Here is a 16,841-nt window from a genome sequence, read left to right as displayed (position 1 = left end):
TGAGTGATTGCAAAAGCCGGAGAATACCGGGGATCGTCGCAGCGCGAAGAATAGCACTTCTGTTATCGCGCGAATAGCGGCGGACAGCAGGAAAAATGTCCCTGATGTCCGCAAGGAGACTTAAGCTTCCCGTTCTTCGGAACCGCGTAAGGAGGGGCAAAATTGATACATTTCAAGCAGCGTTTCGACATAAGCCCGCGCCTCTTTGCGCAGATCGAAGGCGTTCGGTGCCAGCAGCCAATTTTCCATTAGGCCAGAAAGGTAGCTGCGCATTAAAATCGCCGCCCGGCGGGTCAATAAATTCGCGGGCAGCATCTTCGCCGCAATGCACTCTTTTAATGTTTGTTCAATACGATCGTAGCTATCAAGGCATAAACTTCGCTGCGCTTCCTGCAGCGTGACCATCTCACCGACGAATTCACATTTATGGAAGATGATTTCCATCATCAGGCGTCGGCGTTCCTCTGTCACCGTTGCTTCAAGGATATACACTAAGATCTCTCTGATAACTGACAGTGGATCGTTGGGGAATTTTGCCCGATACTCAACTTCGAGATCGTTGATGTTGGCTTCAGAAAGTACCCATATTTCATTAAATAAATCTGATTTATTTTTGAAATGCCAATAGATAGCGCCCCTCGTCACACCGGCCTCTTTTGCAATTGCGGCCAGCGAGGTGGATGATACCCCTTGCTGCGAAAACAAACGCAGAGCAACATCCAAAATATGTTGCCGGGTCTCAAGCGCCTGTTGTTTGGTTTTTCGTGCCATAGGTCGATGAGTTTACAGAGGTTACGTTTACATACATTTATGAATGTATGTACCATAGCATGACCATAATAGAAACACAGCAGTGGGTTTGTGGTCGATTGAGCCACTGAACAATTTGAAATTGGACACTCGAGGTTTACATATGAACAAAAACAGAGGGTTAACGCCTCTGGCGGTCGTTCTGATGCTCTCAGGCAGCTTAGCGCTAACAGGATGTGACGACAAACCGGCTCAGCAAGGGGCCCAGCAAATGCCGGAAGTCGGTATTGTGACGCTCAAATCCGCTCCTCTACAAATTACTACCGAACTGCCAGGCCGTACCAGCGCCTATCGCGTTGCGGAAGTTCGTCCTCAGGTCAGTGGCATTATTCTTAAACGTAACTTCACCGAAGGGAGCGATATCCAGGCGGGCGTGTCTCTTTATCAAATCGATCCGGCGACCTATCAGGCCACGTATGAAAGCGCGAAAGGCGATTTAGCCAAAGCGCAGGCAGCGGCAAATATGGATCAGTTAACGGTTAAACGTTATCAGAAACTGTTGGGCACTAAGTACATTAGCCAACAGGATTACGATACTGCCGTGGCGACGGCTCAGCAGAGCAACGCTGCCGTAGTCGCCGCCAAAGCTGCGGTTGAAACCGCGCGCATTAATCTGGCCTACACCAAAGTCACCTCGCCAATCTCCGGCCGCATTGGTAAATCCGCCGTCACGGAAGGCGCTCTGGTGCAAAACGGGCAAACCACCGCGCTGGCGACCGTGCAACAACTGGATCCTATCTACGTTGACGTGACGCAATCGAGTAACGATTTCCTGCGTCTGAAACAAGAGCTGGCCAACGGCAAGCTGCAGCAGGAAAACGGTAAAGCGAAGGTTGAACTGGTCACTAACGACGGTCTGAAATACCCGCAGAACGGTACGCTGGAGTTCTCTGACGTCACCGTTGACCAGACCACCGGTTCTATCACGCTGCGCGCTATTTTCCCGAACCCGGATCACACTCTGCTGCCCGGCATGTTCGTCCGCGCACGTCTGGAAGAAGGGGTAAACCCTGATGCGTTGCTGGTTCCTCAGCAGGGCGTAACCCGCACTCCGCGTGGCGATGCCAGCGCTATGGTTGTCGGCGAAGGTGATAAAGTCGAAGTTCGCCAGATTACCGCCACTCAGGCTATCGGTGATAAATGGCTGGTCACCGAAGGGCTGAAAACGGGCGATCGCGTCATCATAACCGGTCTGCAAAAAGTCAGACCTGGTGTGCAGGTTAAAGCGCAGGAAGTCGTTTCTGACGATAAACAGCAAGCCGCAGGCAACGCTCAGTCAGAACAACCCAAGTCTTAACTTAAACAGGAGCCGTTAAGACATGCCTAATTTCTTTATCGATCGCCCCATATTTGCGTGGGTGATCGCCATTATCATCATGCTGGCTGGGGGGTTGTCGATCCTCAAGTTGCCGATAGCGCAATATCCGACGATTGCGCCGCCGGCAATTTCCATTACAGCCATGTACCCCGGTGCCGATGCTGAAACCGTGCAGAACACCGTGACCCAGGTTATCGAACAGAACATGAACGGTATCGATCACCTGATGTACATGTCTTCTAATGGCGACTCCACCGGTACAGCAACCATTACGCTAACCTTTGAATCCGGTACCGATCCGGATATTGCCCAGGTACAGGTGCAGAACAAGCTGGCGCTGGCGACACCGCTGCTGCCGCAAGAAGTTCAGCAGCAGGGTATCAGCGTTGAAAAGGCATCCAGCAGCTTCCTGATGGTTGTCGGCGTTATCAATACCAACGGCACCATGAATCAGGATGACATTTCTGACTATGTCGCCGCCAACATGAAGGATGCGATTAGCCGTACCAGCGGCGTCGGTGACGTGCAGCTGTTTGGTTCCCAGTACGCCATGCGCATCTGGATGGATCCGAACAAGCTGAATAACTTCCAGCTGACGCCGGTTGACGTTATCAGCGCCCTGAAAGCGCAGAACGCCCAGGTTGCAGCAGGACAGTTAGGCGGTACGCCGCCGGTGAAAGGCCAGCAGCTGAACGCCTCCATCGTGGCGCAGACTCGTTTGACCAATACTGAAGAGTTCGGCAACATTCTGCTGAAGGTTAACCAGGACGGTTCCCAGGTGCGTCTGCGCGATGTCGCGAAGATTGAGCTGGGTGGTGAAAACTATGACGTTATCGCGAAGTTTAACGGTCAGCCCGCCTCTGGTCTGGGTATTAAATTAGCGACCGGCGCGAACGCGCTGGATACCGCCAACGCCATTCGTGCCGAACTGAAGAAAATGGAGCCTTTCTTCCCTTCAGGCCTGAAGATTGTTTATCCGTATGACACCACGCCATTCGTGCAGATCTCCATTCACGAAGTGGTGAAAACGCTGGTTGAAGCAATCATTCTGGTGTTCCTGGTCATGTATCTGTTCCTGCAGAACTTCCGCGCAACGCTGATTCCGACTATCGCCGTGCCGGTCGTATTGCTGGGGACGTTCGCTATCCTCGCGCTGTTCGGCTTCTCGATAAACACGCTCACCATGTTTGGTATGGTGCTCGCCATAGGCCTGCTGGTGGATGACGCCATCGTGGTGGTGGAAAACGTCGAGCGTGTGATGGCCGAAGAAGGGCTACCGCCGAAGGAAGCCACGCGGAAATCAATGGGCCAGATTCAGGGCGCGCTGGTGGGTATCGCGATGGTGCTTTCCGCGGTGTTTATCCCGATGGCCTTCTTCGGCGGTTCTACCGGTGCGATTTACCGTCAGTTCTCGATCACTATCGTTTCCGCGATGGCGCTGTCGGTACTGGTGGCACTCATTCTGACCCCGGCGCTCTGCGCCACGATGCTGAAGCCCATCCAAAAAGGCAGCCATGGCGCAACCACCGGCTTCTTCGGTTGGTTTAACCGCATGTTTGATAAGAGCACGCATCACTACACCGATAGCGTAGGCAACATCCTGCGCAGTACCGGTCGTTATCTGGTGCTGTATCTGATCATCGTTGTCGGCATGGCCTGGCTGTTCGTTCGTCTGCCGAGTTCGTTCCTGCCGGACGAAGACCAGGGCGTATTCCTGAGCATGGCGCAGCTGCCAGCGGGCGCAACTCAGGAGCGTACCCAGAAAGTTCTGGATGAGATGACTGATTACTATCTCACCAAAGAGAAAAACAACGTTGAATCGGTATTCGCCGTTAACGGCTTTGGTTTCGCGGGTCGTGGGCAGAACACCGGCATCGCGTTCGTCTCTCTGAAGGACTGGAGCCAGCGTCCAGGCGAAGAGAACAAAGTTGAAGCGATTACCGGGCGCGCAATGGGCTATTTCTCGCAGATTAAAGACGCAATGGTCTTCGCCTTTAACCTGCCGGCAATTGTTGAACTGGGTACCGCAACGGGCTTCGACTTCCAGCTGATCGACCAGGCAGGATTGGGCCACGAAAAACTGACTCAGGCCCGTAACCAGCTCTTTGGTATGGTCGCGCAGCATCCTGACGTCTTAAGCGGCGTTCGTCCAAACGGCCTGGAAGATACTCCGCAGTTCAAAGTGGATATCGATCAGGAAAAAGCGCAGGCTCTCGGCGTGTCTATCAGCGACATTAACACGACGCTTGGCGCAGCATGGGGTGGGAGCTACGTCAACGACTTCATTGACCGCGGTCGTGTGAAGAAAGTGTATATCATGTCTGAAGCGAAATACCGTATGTTGCCGGAAGATATCGGTAACTGGTACGTACGCGGTAGCGATGGACAGATGGTGCCCTTCTCCGCCTTCTCAACTTCGCGCTGGGAATACGGCTCACCGCGTCTGGAGCGTTACAACGGTCTGCCATCGATGGAAATCCTCGGCCAGGCGACACCGGGTAAGAGTACCGGTGAAGCGATGAACCTGATGGAAGAGCTGGCGGGTAAACTGCCTGCGGGCATTGGCTATGACTGGACCGGCATGTCTTACCAGGAACGGTTGTCAGGCAACCAGGCACCTGCGCTGTACGCCATCTCGCTGATTGTCGTCTTCCTGTGTCTGGCTGCGCTGTATGAAAGCTGGTCGATCCCATTCTCGGTAATGCTGGTCGTTCCGCTGGGGGTTGTGGGTGCACTGCTGGCTGCCACCTTCCGCGGATTGACCAACGACGTTTACTTCCAGGTTGGCCTGCTGACCACCATCGGCCTGTCGGCGAAGAACGCGATACTTATCGTTGAATTCGCCAAGGATCTGATGGATAAAGAAGGCAAAGGCCTGATTGAAGCAACGCTGGAAGCCGTTCGTATGCGTCTGCGTCCGATTCTGATGACCTCGCTGGCGTTCATCCTTGGGGTAATGCCGCTGGTTATCAGCTCCGGCGCAGGCTCCGGCGCGCAGAACGCCGTCGGTACTGGCGTAATGGGCGGGATGGTGACCGCGACGGTTCTGGCGATTTTCTTCGTGCCGGTGTTCTTCGTGGTCGTGCGTCGCCGCTTTAGTAAGAAAAATGAGGATATTGAGCACAGCCATCCGGTTGAGCATCATTAATCTCTCTTCACAGGGCCGCATACGCGGCCCTTTTCTTTTCTCTGATTTAAAGCGCACGGATTGTTATTGTTTATTTTATAACCTGAGATATAATATTTAATGATGAGTCGTGGTGCTTATCTCCGTTTTTTCTCTGCGACTTTCCTTCCCGTTTACCCTAACTCAGAATATTCTCAATCACTGACTTTATGTATGGTTGTCTTCGTATAACGGCAAAACGCAGCGGCTAACTTGATGAAATATAAGGTCAGTGTTCGTTTTTACCGATCGGGGTAACGGCACGATATAATAAAGACCGAGGCATCGAAGATAAATGGACGCTGATAATTGTAATTTTTCGTAATAGCACGATGAAATCTTTTTAAGAGTGGATTATAGTTAAACAGCAAGATTACAATGTATGTGTCAGGTCTGTTAGTCGTGTTCATCCCACAACGGTCGTTTAAACCACTCAAAAGGGGATGCGTTATGGACGAATACTCGCCAAAAAGACATGATATTGCGCAGCTTAAATTTCTCTGCGAAACCCTGTATCATGACTGTCTTGCAAACCTGGAAGAGAGCAACCACGGCTGGGTTAATGACCCGACCTCGGCTGTCAATCTTCAACTTAATGAATTGATCGAGCACATTGCCGCGTTCGCGCTTAATTATAAAATTAAGTATGCTGAGGATAATAAGCTGATTACTCAGATTGACGAATATCTGGATGACACTTTCGTCTTGTTCAGCAACTACGGCATTAACAGTGCGGATCTGCAGAAATGGCGCAAATCTGGCAATCGGTTATTCCGCTGCTTTGTCAACGCCAGTCGGGAAAACCCGGCCAGTCTTTCTTGTTAGTATTATTACAATCAAAAGGTGAATTTATGTCTGATAAAACATTAACCAAAATAGACTATTTGATGCGCTTACGACGCTGTCAGACAATTGATACGCTGGAGCGCGTAATTGAAAAAAATAAATATGAACTTTCCGATAATGAACTGGCGGTATTTTACTCAGCGGCCGACCATCGTCTTGCCGAACTGACGATGAATAAACTGTATGACAAGATCCCGCCTTCAGTCTGGAAATTTATCCGCTAGTTTATTTCAAATGAAAGTCATACATCTCGTGTCGAAAACGCCCCGCTTTGGTGATGATAATAAGTGTGATAGTGCTCACAGATGTTGGCTTAATGCACAGATGAAACCGGTTTCTTTTTATACTATGGCGGCCTGACGATAAGGAAATAGGGGAAGCGTCCATGAGTGAAGAGAAACAAAAAATGATTGCCGGCGAACTGTATCTGGCAGGTGACGCCACGTTGAAAGCCGATCGCCTGCGGGCCAGGCAACTGTTGCACCGCTACAATCATTCGGCGCCTGAAGAACATGAATTAAGAAAAGCATTATTGTCTGAACTGCTTGGGCACGCGAGCGATGCGTATATCGAACCCACTTTTCGCTGCGACTACGGCTACAATATCTCCCTCGGCAAAAATTTCTACGCGAACTTTGATTGCGTCATGCTGGACGTCTGTCCGATTCAAATTGGGGATAACTGCATGCTGGCGCCGGGCGTACATATTTATACCGCCACGCATCCCCTTGACCCCGTCGATCGCAATAGTGGTCAGGAGTACGGAAAACCCGTCACCATCGGGCATAATGTGTGGATTGGCGGCCGGGCAGTCATTAATCCTGGCGTGACTATCGGCGATAATGCCGTGGTGGCTTCAGGTTCCGTGGTAGTGAAAAATGTGCCAGCCAACGCCGTCGTCGGCGGAAACCCGGCACGGATTATCAAAATGCTGGAGAGCGAAAAACGGTAACTGTTATGCTTTTCTGCAACCAATCTGTTACTTTCCCCCTGGATTTACGCAACATAAAATACCCCCCAGGCTGAGCCCGGTTTGTCACGCCTGCATACGGGCTCATGGCAGAATTTGGGGAATAAGATGACAGAAATACAGCTGCTGCTAAAAAGCACCATTGATGAACTTAATGTGAAAGAGAAGCGCGACAATCGTCCGCGCTTTAGCATTAGCTTTATTCGCAATCACCCATGGCTTTTTGTCGCCATGTACGCGGCTTTCCTGGCCACGCTTATTGTGATGCTTCGTTCCGAAACGCTGGTGGATTCTGTCTGGCTGTTAATCGTGTTATTTGTTCTGCTAAACGGTTTCTTCTTCTTTGACGTCTATCCGCGCTATCGTTATGAAGATATCGACGTTCTTGATTTTCGCGTTTGCTACAACGGCGAATGGTATAACACCCGGTTTGTCCCTGAACAACTGCTCGAACGCATTCTGCAATCGCCACGCGTCGGTCGCGATCAGAAGGCGCAGCTACAAAAAATGATCGCCACCAAAGGCGAACTCTCATTTTACGATGTGTTTTCCCTTACTCGCGTCGGTTCTGCGCAATAAGACGATTGAGCGTCCGTACCGCAGCAATAAAATGTGAGGCGGACGTATTTCCGTAGCCCAGAACCAACCCGCTTCGCGCCGTTTTTGCATCAAGATAAAAACGGCTTAATGCCCCGGGCGCCAGCTGAAACCGCCGGGCCTGCTGCGCAATCGCCTGGTCATCCACGTTGTCGATAGCGACGGTCAGGTGCAAGCCCCCCTCGCCGCCCAAGAGTTCATAAGGATGGTTAAGTTCTTGAGCAAGGACGTCCCGCAGCTGCTGCTGGCGTTTGCGGTACAAACGGCGCATGGCGGCCAAATGACGTGCGTAGTGCCCCTCTTCAATGAACAACGCCAGCGCCTTCTGTTCAGCCCGGTGCCCGCCGCGTAATAGCGCCCCAATGGCGCCTTGTGCAGCGTCCGCCAGCGCGGGAGGCATCACCATAAAACCGATGCGCAGCGCTGGAAACAGCGTTTTGCTGAACGTCCCCAGATAAACCACCGGCCCGTGCTTCGCCATCCCCAGCATGGCCGGAATGGGCTCGCCGCTATAGCGAAATTCGCTGTCGTAATCATCCTCAATAATCCACGAATCATACCGGCGGGCATATTCCAGTAACGCCAGTCGTCGCCCGGCGCTCATTACGGCTCCGCAGGGGTACTGATGTGAAGGTGAAGTAAAGATCAATCGCGGCGCTTCGCTATCATCAGAGGTATCAAAACGCATTCCTTCACGATCAACCGGTACGCCCTTTATATGAAGCCCTGATTTGAGAAAGATGCTTTTTGCTCCCGGATAACCGGGCTCTTCCACCCATGCCCTATCGCCGGCTACGCTCAGCAGGTGCGTGCATAAATCGACGCCTTCCAGCGCCCCTTCAGTAATCACAATCTGGCTGGCTTCGCAGCGGATCCCCCGGGAGAGCGCGAGGTGCCGGGCAATGGCTTTTCGCAGTACGAGCTCTCCCTGCGCATCGCCGTAGCCCAGTAATGCGCTGGCCTCTTCGCGCAGTACCCGATCGAGCAGTCGACGCCAGATGGAAAGTGGAAAGTAATTAACCGCAGGCATTCCCGGCGTAAAGAGCAGCGTGGGCGAATCACGGTGAATTGCTGCCGGCAGTCCCTGTAAATATTCAGGGAGCACAATAACGCGCGCCTCAATGTCCCCTTCTCCCTGAGACCTCAAGGGCGCGACGTACGTCCCCTGGCGACTACGCAATAGATATCCTTCTATCGCCAACTGCTCCAGCGCGCTGTTGATGGTATTGCGCGACAGCCCCAGATGCTGCGCCATGGCGCGCGAACCGGGTAGACGACTATCGCCCGCCAGCGTGCCCTGCAAAATAGCCTCGCGCAGTTGCTGATAGAGGGTACGCTGTAGGGTTTCACTTCCTTTACCGCGCAGGGCCTGCTCGAGTAAAGTAAAAAAAGCATCATCCGGAATATTCATCACCGCTCCTCGTGGCACCATAAAAACATACTCTTATGGCACTTTTTATGGAACCAACAAGTGCTTAATCTCATGGCATTCGCCCACAAAGGAAACCCCCATGAGCCATCTTAATCAATTCGATCAGCCCGTTGGCGCTGCCCTGCCCGACTGGCAGCCCCGTCAGCATCCCGAGAGGTTGAACCTGCAGGGTCGCCTTTGCCGGCTTGAGCCATTGCGCTCCACGCACGCCGGTGCGCTGTTTGACGCCCATCGACTGGCCCCGGATACGCGAAGCTGGACATGGCTGCTGCGTGAGCCGGATAACAGCGTCGAGGAATATCGCGCGTGGATAGAGAGCGTGGCCATGCAGGCCGACCCCATTCACTTTGCGGTGATAGATCAGCAGACAGACCAGCCCATCGGCTCACTGGCGCTGATGAGAATCGATGCCAAAAATGGCGTTGTTGAAGTCGGCCACGTTCACTTCTCGCCTCTGTTGAGCCGGACGGCGATGGCAACCGAGGCCCACTGGCTGCTGATGCACTACGTATTTGCTACGCTCGGCTATCGTCGCTACGAGTGGAAATGCAACAGCCTGAACGAGCCTTCACGCCGGGCGGCACTGCGGCTGGGGTTTCAGTATGAGGGACGCTTTCGTCAGGCGCTGGTGATAAAGGGCCACAACCGCGATACCGACTGGTTTTCGATTATCGATTCCGAGTGGCCACAGATTGACAGAGCAATGCGGCAATGGCTGGCCGCCGACAACTTTAGCGCCGACGGCCAGCAGTTACGAACGCTGGAGAGCTTCCGTTAACGTCTTTTCTTGCGGCCCTGTACGGCCTTAAAGCGGGGATTGCTTTTGCAGATAACGTACAGCCGCCCTTTTCGTTTAACGATCTGGCAATCCGGGTGGCGCTGTTTCGCGCTACGTAGTGAGTTGAGTACCTGCATTATTTGCTCCTCTTCGCATCAATAAAGCCGCCGAAGCGCTGGCGGAAACGTGCGGTGCTGCCTTCGTTGTTGAAGGCCTTCTGTTTACCGGTGTAATACGGATGCGATTTGGAGGAGACGTCGAGCGTCACGTAGGGATACGTCTCGCCATCCAGCTCAATCTCACGCTCGGTGCGGATCGTTGAACCGACTTTAAAGAATTCGTTAGCGCTGGTGTCGTGAAAAACCACCGTACGATAATGCGGATGAATATTGGGTTTCATAGCGACCTCAATCATTATGTTATAACATAACAATATCGTACGCCGTGCGAGTCTAAAGATCAACCCTGAGAATGAGAAGGATTATGGGCGGCACAGGCCGCCCGTTACGGATTAAGGGCTCAGCCGATGCGCCAGGGCCCTGAGCTGTTCGGCAATAGACTGCAGGTCTTTGCCGGGCTCCGTTTTCGGCCCGGTAGAGTGGCGCACGACCAGACGGGCCGGAAGAATAGAAGAAGTATGGGAGGTTTCGTTATCGCCGCTATCGAGAAGGCGCCGAACGGCCTCTTTTCCCTGTAAGTCAAGATCCAGCGAAACGGTGGTTAGCGCCGGGTAAAAGAACGAACTTTCATAGGTATCATCATAACCAATAACCGACTTTTCCCCCGGGATCGGTACCTGATGCTGGTGAAACGCGCTAAGCACGCCCAGCGCCATCTGATCGTTCCCCACCAAAACGGCGGTAAAGTTTGGCGTCTCCCGCAACATTTGCAGCGCGCCGGCATAGCCGCTCTGCGCATCCCAGTTACCGCGAATCACCGTGACCGGCTGTAGGCCATAACCTTCGAGGGTTTCTAGCCAGCTTTTCAAACGCAGTTTGGCCGATACCGAGCTTTCCGGACCGGCCAACAGCGCTATCTCCCGATGCCCCATTTCATAGAGATATTTGACGCTGGCTCGGGTGCCGTCCGCCGGGTTAAACGAAACGTTAAACACAGAGCTATAGGGATCGACATCTAAAAACAGACAAACGATATCATCGTTATCAGCGGCAATTTTCTGAGCCTGATCAGTCTCCAGCGGCACGTTGATGATGACCTTATCCACCAGTTGAGACTTAAGTTCATTAATGGAATCTTGAATGCTTTGGTTGACGCTCTCATCAATCATTGAAATGAGCACCTGATAACCTTCCACATTCGCATAGCGTTTTACCGCCGCGGCCACCTGGGAAGGCGCATGCAATGCGAGGGAGATCGTAACCAGGCCCACGGTACGGCTTTGCTTGCCTACCAGCTGTTGCGCCAGGCGGTTTGGGACATAGCGTAGCTCCTCAATGGATTTCTCCACCTTGCTGCGCGTGGCTTTGGATACATTAGCAGATTTGTTGAGTACCCTGGACACGGTCTGATAGGAGACGCCCGCATGGCGAGCAACGTCTTCTAAGGTCGCGCTTTTAGACTTCATGGTCCGGTTCCTTATGTTGTTATCCCTGAATTGTAACAGGGGCAATGTAAAAAAACGCTCATTGCCGCCTCCCCCGAACAACAATCAGCATTAAAAGTATTACGCTCACAATACAACAAATTGTGAATGGACTCACCACTCGTAACAAAACCCGCTAATTTATTTGCAGTTAATCACACTATAGCGATCATTCAATTGCCTGAATTTTGGTTTAGGCATTTTATAACATCGGTTATGTGAACGTAATACAAAACAATAAGAGGATAGACATGAACACTACGCTGCGCACACTCTCCGCTGCGTTGGCCGCTGCGCTGATTTCACCATCCGTGTTTGCTGCTTCCGCCACGCTTCCGGGTATCGATTTTCATGGCTATATGCGCGCCGGGGTTGGGGTCTCCAGCGACGGTAGTCAGGCCGAATGGCAAAAAAACAAAATTGGCCGTCTGGGTAACGAGTCCGATACCTACGGCGAGCTGGAGTTGGGCTCGGAGGTCTACAAGAAAAATGACGTGAGCTTCTATCTCGATAGCATGGTCAGCATGGTTTCAGACGGTTCGAACGATAACGAAACCACGCTCGATGATGATGCGCAGTTCGGCCTGCGCCAGCTCAACCTGCAAATTAAAGGGCTGGTCCCCGGCGATCCGAACGCGGTCATTTGGGGCGGTAAACGCTACTACCAGCGCCACGATCTGCACATCATTGATACCAAATACTGGAACATTTCCGGATCCGGCGCCGGGATCGAAAACTATACCCTCGGCCCTGGCGCCGTCTCATTTGCCTGGATCCGCGGCGACGCGAATGACGTTGACTACCGCGTCGACGGCGACAGCAACGTGAATATTAACTACCTTGACCTGCGCTACGCAGGCTGGAAGCCATGGGCCGGGTCGTGGACCGAATTTGGTATCGACTACGCGATGCCTAACACCACCAAAAAGCAGGACTCCTACGGCGGCCTGTATGATGCAGAAAACGGCGTCATGCTAACCGGTGAAATCAGCCAGGATATGCTGGGCGGTTACAACAAAACGGTGCTGCAGTACGCAAACAAAGGGCTGGCGCAGAACATGGTTTCCCAGGGCGGCGGCTGGTATGACATGTGGAACTACGTCAATGACGCCACCGGCTATCGGGTGATCAATACCGGTTTAATTCCGATCACCGAAAAATTCTCTATTAACCACGTTCTGACCTGGGGCTCCGCGGACAACATCACCGATTACACGGATAAAACGCGCATGCTGTCGCTGGTAGCTCGCGGACAGTATCAGTTCACCGAATATGTACGCCTGATTGGCGAAGTAGGCGGTTTTTACCAAAAAGATAGCTACAAGAACAATACGGACTATAAGCAGGCCGGTGAGAAATACACCATCGCGCTGGGCCTGGCCGATGGCCCTGACTTTATGTCTCGCCCGGAACTGCGTATTTTCGCTTCTTATCTGAATGACTCAGAAAATGGTAAACCGTTCGAAGATCAAACTGCCAATAATACGTGGAACTTTGGTGTCCAGGTCGAAGCCTGGTGGTAAGAGTAGCTAAACTGTTTTATCTCCAACTGTAAGGTCGTTAATTACCCTCCGGTAATGATTATTGCCATTGAATGCTTTGTTTTATTTTCGGGATAACCCATTATTGCGTTATCCCGTTTTATTTTATTTACGGCTGGCAAAGTGTTCGTCAAGTAATTGTCGCAAAGCATCCGACTGCTTACCGAAAATAGCATGCACCTGCTGCCCAAGAATAATCACGCCAAGCGCGCCCTGCTGCTGTAGTCCCTGAGAGTCAACAATCGACAGATTGTTCACCGTGACGCGCAAGCGGGTAATACAGGCGTCAACGTTGATGATATTTTCCTCACCGCCGAAAGCCTGAATTAACCGTTCAATCTGTTGTTGTTCCGCAGGGCTTAACGTTACCGCCGGACGAGACGGGGAGAAGTAATTCAGAAAGGATTTTAAACTCACCATAATAGACTCCTGATAAGCAGATAAAAAAATGCCTGCTCGCAGGAGCAGGCGCGGATAGAGAGAAATTACGCGTGACGACTGAGGATGCGGCAATCCCATGCTTTTAAGATCAACGGCGCGTTCAGGGCCGTGCCGGTGAGGGTATCCTGATAGCCATGCGGTAAGGTCACCTGCTGCTGCTGCGCGCTGTAGTTTTGCAGGAACACGTAAGTAGTCTCACCGTCCGTGCGCGCGGTCGCCACCACGCCCGGCGGGAAATCGGCCTCCACCGCGCGCGGCAGCGCCAGCTCTTTACTTATGGCGCTGAAGAAGTCCCGCTGGAAAGCCAGATCGTTGCGCGAAGCGACGTGCCAGGCCTTGCCTTTACCTACGTGATTGACGGTGACCGCCGGTCTTCCCGCGTAAAAATCATCGCGGTAGGTCGCCAGCGGCTGCGCCGTTTCGGCGTGGATCAGTTCACACAGATGGCGTACCTGATACGGCCCCTGCAGCCCCCCTTCATTGCCCGCCAGCCCCTGTACCAGATTACGTTCGCCATCGTTCAGGCAGTCAATCTCTTCCGCCCAGATGCCCAGCAGCTTGCGCAGCGGACCCGGGAAGCCGCCGAGATAGCACAGGTCCGATTCGTTAACAATTCCCGTCCAGTATGTTGTAACTAAGTGGCCGCCGTTGGCCACAAACGCTTCCGCGCGTTCGGCAAAGCCGTCGCGAACCATATATAGCATCGGGGCAATGACCAGCCGATAAGCGCTCAGGTCAACGTCGGCATCAATAATATCTACCGCAATCCCCTGTTCCCAGAACGGACGATAGTGCTCGTTGACGGTATTTTCATACTCCATCCCGAGATTACGCGGCCCCTGAGCATCATCCAGCGCCCAGCGGTTTTGCTGGTCAAAGATAATCGCCACTTGCGCATCCGTCCGGCAGCCCACCACGCCCGGCAGCTGGCTTAACATCTCGCCAAGCTTAGTCACTTCACGGCCCACGCGCGTATCCAGGTGACCGACGTGATCGATAATTGCGCCATGGAATTTCTCTACCGAACCGCGACTCTTACGCCACTGGAAATACTGTACCGAGTCAGCCCCGTGCGCTACCGCCTGCAGAGAAGAGAGAATATGCATTCCCGGTTTTTTCAGCTTGCTGGTCGGCTGCCAGTTAGTCGCGCTCGGCGTGGACTCCATCAGGACAAACGGTTTTCCGCCCTTCAGGCTGCGCATCATATCGTGATACATGGCGGTGTAGCAGGCCAGCGTGGTTTCATCTTTATCGCGATGCCACATGGGGTAGCTGTCCCACGAGATGAAGTCCAGCGCCGGCGCCAGCTGCCAGTAGTCGTAATCGTAGAAATACTCCATAAAGTTGGTTGTCACTGGCAGCTCAGCATTCGCCGCTTTCAGCGGCGCAATTTCGTGGCGGCAGAAATCCGTCACCTGAGCGGTATTGAAGCGATGCCAGTCAAGGTTCAGACCATGAATGGAGACTTCCCCCTGCGGAGCCGGGGATTCGATCTGCGACCAGTCGCTATAGGTGTGGCTCCAGAAGGTGCTCCACCAGGCGTGATTAAGATTATCCAGCGTTTCATAGCGCGCTTTCAGCCAGTCGCGGAAACGCTCCTGGCACAGGCTACAGTGGCACTCGCCGCCATACTCATTGGAGATATGCCAGCCCAGCACCGCCGGATGCTGCGCGTAGCGCTCCGCCAGCAGGGTGTTAATTTTCAGGGTTTTCTCACGATAGACCGGCGACGACATACAGTGGTTGTGACGCCCACCGTGCAGCGCAGGCACGCGATCGCGACCGACGCGCAGGACCTGAGGGTACTTTTGCGACATCCACGCCGGGCGCGCGCCGCTTGGGGTCGCGAGAAAGACATGAATTCCGGCGGCATACAGTTTATCCAGGATACTGTCCAACCAGCCAAACTCAAATACGCCTTCCTGAGGTTCAAGTTTCGCCCAGCTAAATATTCCTACCGACATGACATTACATTTTGCCTGCTGCATCATGGCAATATCTTTATCGATAATATCGGGATAGTTCTCCCACTGCTCCGGGTTATAGTCGGCGCCATGCAATAGCGCATTGACCTTCGGACTCAAAGGCGCAAATTTTTTCATAATAAACATCCTGAAGTTTAAAGCTGAATAATTAATTAAATACCTTCATCGACGGCAACGCTTTCCCCTGGCAATCAAACAGCGCCTGATTTTCCCGGGCATTCCCCTCTTTCCACTCATCGTGGATATATTTCATTCCGGCAGGCGTCGCCCAGGTATTTCCCGGCACGGCAATCCACGTCGGCTCCCAATAAAAAATACCTTTACCGCGGTGGCCCGGTACGTCCGCAACGGCCTGCATTAAGTCGTGAATATAATTATATTGCCCCTGTATGGTGGCAGGATAACCGCCATCCTTTTCCTCTTTTGCCTGGAAACTATTTTCGGCGTTGTCGCAGTTTTCCAGGGTATAGGCATAAGCGGCCTCTACCACAATCACGTCTTTGTTATAGCGCTTGCTGATATCATCCATATTAGCCTTCAGCTCGCTAATCGGGCCATTCCAGTAGGTGTACATCGACAGACCAATAATGTCGTAAGGCACGTTGCGCTTGCTGACTTCATCAAACCACCAGCGAAAGGTGTCGTTTTTCGTGCCTTCGGCCAGGTGAAGCATAATTTTAACCTGCTCACCGGCGGTGAGGTTTTCCTTCAGGCCATCGATGGCGGCATTAAGCAGCCCCGCCAGGCGATCGAACTCGCCGCCGCCCTGCCCCCAGCTTTTGCCTTCCGGCCACAGCATACCGCCGTTGATCTCGTTGCCGATCTGCACCATATCCGGCAGTACGCCCTCCTGCTTAAAGCGGGCAATCGTATCGCGGGTGTAGTCATGAATGGTGGTTTTCAGCTGCGGATAATCCATTTTCTCCCAGGCCTTCGGCTTGAACTGCTTGCCGGGATCGGTCCAGAAATCGCTGTAGTGAAAATCAAGCAGCAGCTTCATCCCCTGTGCTTTTGCCCGCTTCGCCAGCGCCAGCGTCGCCGCCAGATCGTTATCGCCGCCGCCGTAGCGCTGACCCTGGGCGTCTTTTGGATCGACCCACAGGCGCAGGCGAACATAGTTCACGCCGTCGGCCTTCAGAATCGCGATCGGATCCTGCTGCTGATTATTGTGGTTAAAAAACTTTGCGCCATGCTTTTCCGCGTCCAGCAGCGTGGAGATATCCGCGCCTTTAATGAAATCAGCGGGCATGTTGCTAAACGCTTTGGTTTGTAGCGCGTCCGCTGCCAGCGTACTGGCGGAGAAACAGCATGCCAGAGAAACAGCAAGCCACGCGGGTGTTAATCTTTTCATGGG

General features: G+C 52.9%; 17 protein-coding genes. 8 read left to right on the top strand and 9 right to left on the bottom strand.

The genetic code is table 11. The features are described 5' to 3' along the window. Positions 1 to 120 precede the first annotated feature (120 nt). Positions 121 to 771, bottom strand: coding sequence for a multidrug efflux transporter transcriptional repressor AcrR (gene acrR / locus KOSB73_RS09070; protein WP_004136056.1), 651 nt, complete (start codon positions 769 to 771; stop codon positions 121 to 123). Positions 772 to 913: 142 nt separating this feature from the next. On the opposite strand from acrR, the gene acrA reads away from it, so the two are divergent. The 5 genes from acrA to maa all read left to right on the top strand — a co-directional run bounded on the left by acrA (position 914) and on the right by maa (position 7,092). Then, a complete protein-coding gene (gene acrA / locus KOSB73_RS09065; RefSeq protein ID WP_004136054.1) occupies positions 914 to 2,107 on the top strand; it encodes a multidrug efflux RND transporter periplasmic adaptor subunit AcrA in 1,194 nt (397 codons plus the stop codon). Positions 2,108 to 2,129: 22 nt separating this feature from the next. Then, the gene (acrB, locus tag KOSB73_RS09060) at positions 2,130 to 5,276 is read left to right on the top strand and encodes a multidrug efflux RND transporter permease subunit AcrB (RefSeq protein ID WP_004848339.1); all 3,147 of its coding nucleotides are present in this window, start codon (positions 2,130 to 2,132) and stop codon (positions 5,274 to 5,276) included. 468 nt (positions 5,277 to 5,744) lie between these two features. Continuing rightward, positions 5,745 to 6,119 (top strand): Hha toxicity modulator TomB, encoded by a 375-nt coding sequence (gene tomB, locus KOSB73_RS09055; protein WP_004129911.1) that lies wholly within the window; start codon positions 5,745 to 5,747, stop codon positions 6,117 to 6,119. A 26-nt stretch (positions 6,120 to 6,145) separates the two neighbouring features. Then, on the top strand, positions 6,146 to 6,364 hold the full coding sequence (locus KOSB73_RS09050; protein WP_004099646.1) for an HHA domain-containing protein: 219 nt from the start codon (positions 6,146 to 6,148) through the stop codon (positions 6,362 to 6,364). A gap of 161 nt (positions 6,365 to 6,525) precedes the next feature. Beyond that, a complete protein-coding gene (gene maa, locus KOSB73_RS09045) occupies positions 6,526 to 7,092 on the top strand; it encodes a maltose O-acetyltransferase (RefSeq protein ID WP_004136050.1) in 567 nt (188 codons plus the stop codon). On the opposite strand, the gene KOSB73_RS31115 is transcribed toward maa, so the two are convergent. Further along, complete coding sequence (locus tag KOSB73_RS31115; RefSeq protein WP_223226911.1) at positions 7,064 to 7,198, bottom strand: hypothetical protein; 135 nt, start codon at positions 7,196 to 7,198, stop codon at positions 7,064 to 7,066. The two genes, maa and KOSB73_RS31115, sit on opposite strands and share 29 nt — an antisense overlap. Positions 7,199 to 7,218: 20 nt before the next feature. On the opposite strand from KOSB73_RS31115, the gene KOSB73_RS09040 reads away from it, so the two are divergent. Beyond that, complete coding sequence (locus KOSB73_RS09040; RefSeq protein ID WP_004136048.1) at positions 7,219 to 7,689, top strand: YlaC family protein; 471 nt, start codon at positions 7,219 to 7,221, stop codon at positions 7,687 to 7,689. Here KOSB73_RS09040 and pdxR read toward each other — a convergent pair. Then, on the bottom strand, positions 7,664 to 9,118 hold the full coding sequence (pdxR, locus tag KOSB73_RS09035) for a MocR-like pyridoxine biosynthesis transcription factor PdxR (RefSeq protein ID WP_098066517.1): 1,455 nt from the start codon (positions 9,116 to 9,118) through the stop codon (positions 7,664 to 7,666). The two genes, KOSB73_RS09040 and pdxR, sit on opposite strands and share 26 nt — an antisense overlap. A 100-nt stretch (positions 9,119 to 9,218) precedes the next feature. On the opposite strand from pdxR, the gene KOSB73_RS09030 reads away from it, so the two are divergent. Continuing rightward, the gene (locus KOSB73_RS09030) at positions 9,219 to 9,917 is read left to right on the top strand and encodes a GNAT family N-acetyltransferase (protein ID WP_004136044.1); all 699 of its coding nucleotides are present in this window, start codon (positions 9,219 to 9,221) and stop codon (positions 9,915 to 9,917) included. Here the strand turns inward: KOSB73_RS09030 and ykgO are convergent. From ykgO to KOSB73_RS09015, 3 genes are all read right to left on the bottom strand, one after another. Next, positions 9,914 to 10,054, bottom strand: coding sequence for a type B 50S ribosomal protein L36 (gene ykgO, locus KOSB73_RS09025; protein ID WP_003859006.1), 141 nt, complete (start codon positions 10,052 to 10,054; stop codon positions 9,914 to 9,916). The two genes, KOSB73_RS09030 and ykgO, sit on opposite strands and share 4 nt — an antisense overlap. Then, the gene (locus KOSB73_RS09020; protein WP_004129897.1) at positions 10,054 to 10,317 is read right to left on the bottom strand and encodes a type B 50S ribosomal protein L31; all 264 of its coding nucleotides are present in this window, start codon (positions 10,315 to 10,317) and stop codon (positions 10,054 to 10,056) included. Before KOSB73_RS09020 ends, ykgO begins: the two co-directional genes overlap by 1 nt. Positions 10,318 to 10,428: 111 nt before the next feature. Then, complete coding sequence (locus KOSB73_RS09015) at positions 10,429 to 11,502, bottom strand: LacI family DNA-binding transcriptional regulator (RefSeq protein ID WP_024359025.1); 1,074 nt, start codon at positions 11,500 to 11,502, stop codon at positions 10,429 to 10,431. Positions 11,503 to 11,771: 269 nt separating this feature from the next. Between KOSB73_RS09015 and KOSB73_RS09010 the strand changes: the two genes are divergently transcribed. Continuing rightward, positions 11,772 to 13,043: a maltoporin gene (locus KOSB73_RS09010; RefSeq protein ID WP_098140401.1), complete on the top strand. Its 1,272-nt coding sequence runs from the start codon at positions 11,772 to 11,774 to the stop codon at positions 13,041 to 13,043. Between the two features lie 123 nt (positions 13,044 to 13,166). On the opposite strand, the gene KOSB73_RS09005 is transcribed toward KOSB73_RS09010, so the two are convergent. The 3 genes from KOSB73_RS09005 to KOSB73_RS08995 form a co-directional block, all read right to left on the bottom strand. Next, complete coding sequence (locus KOSB73_RS09005; RefSeq protein ID WP_049131898.1) at positions 13,167 to 13,481, bottom strand: PTS sugar transporter subunit IIB; 315 nt, start codon at positions 13,479 to 13,481, stop codon at positions 13,167 to 13,169. A gap of 65 nt (positions 13,482 to 13,546) precedes the next feature. Next, the gene (locus KOSB73_RS09000) at positions 13,547 to 15,604 is read right to left on the bottom strand and encodes a beta-galactosidase (RefSeq protein ID WP_024359027.1); all 2,058 of its coding nucleotides are present in this window, start codon (positions 15,602 to 15,604) and stop codon (positions 13,547 to 13,549) included. A gap of 31 nt (positions 15,605 to 15,635) precedes the next feature. Continuing rightward, a complete protein-coding gene (locus tag KOSB73_RS08995; protein ID WP_098140400.1) occupies positions 15,636 to 16,838 on the bottom strand; it encodes a glycoside hydrolase family 53 protein in 1,203 nt (400 codons plus the stop codon). Between the last annotated feature and the right edge of the window lie 3 nt (positions 16,839 to 16,841).

It is taken from the genome of Klebsiella grimontii (assembly GCF_900200035.1).
In the GTDB taxonomy this organism is placed as follows: domain Bacteria; phylum Pseudomonadota; class Gammaproteobacteria; order Enterobacterales; family Enterobacteriaceae; genus Klebsiella; species Klebsiella grimontii.
The sequence above is the reverse complement of the archived record's forward strand: the minus strand, read 5'-3'. Positions and strand labels throughout refer to the sequence as shown.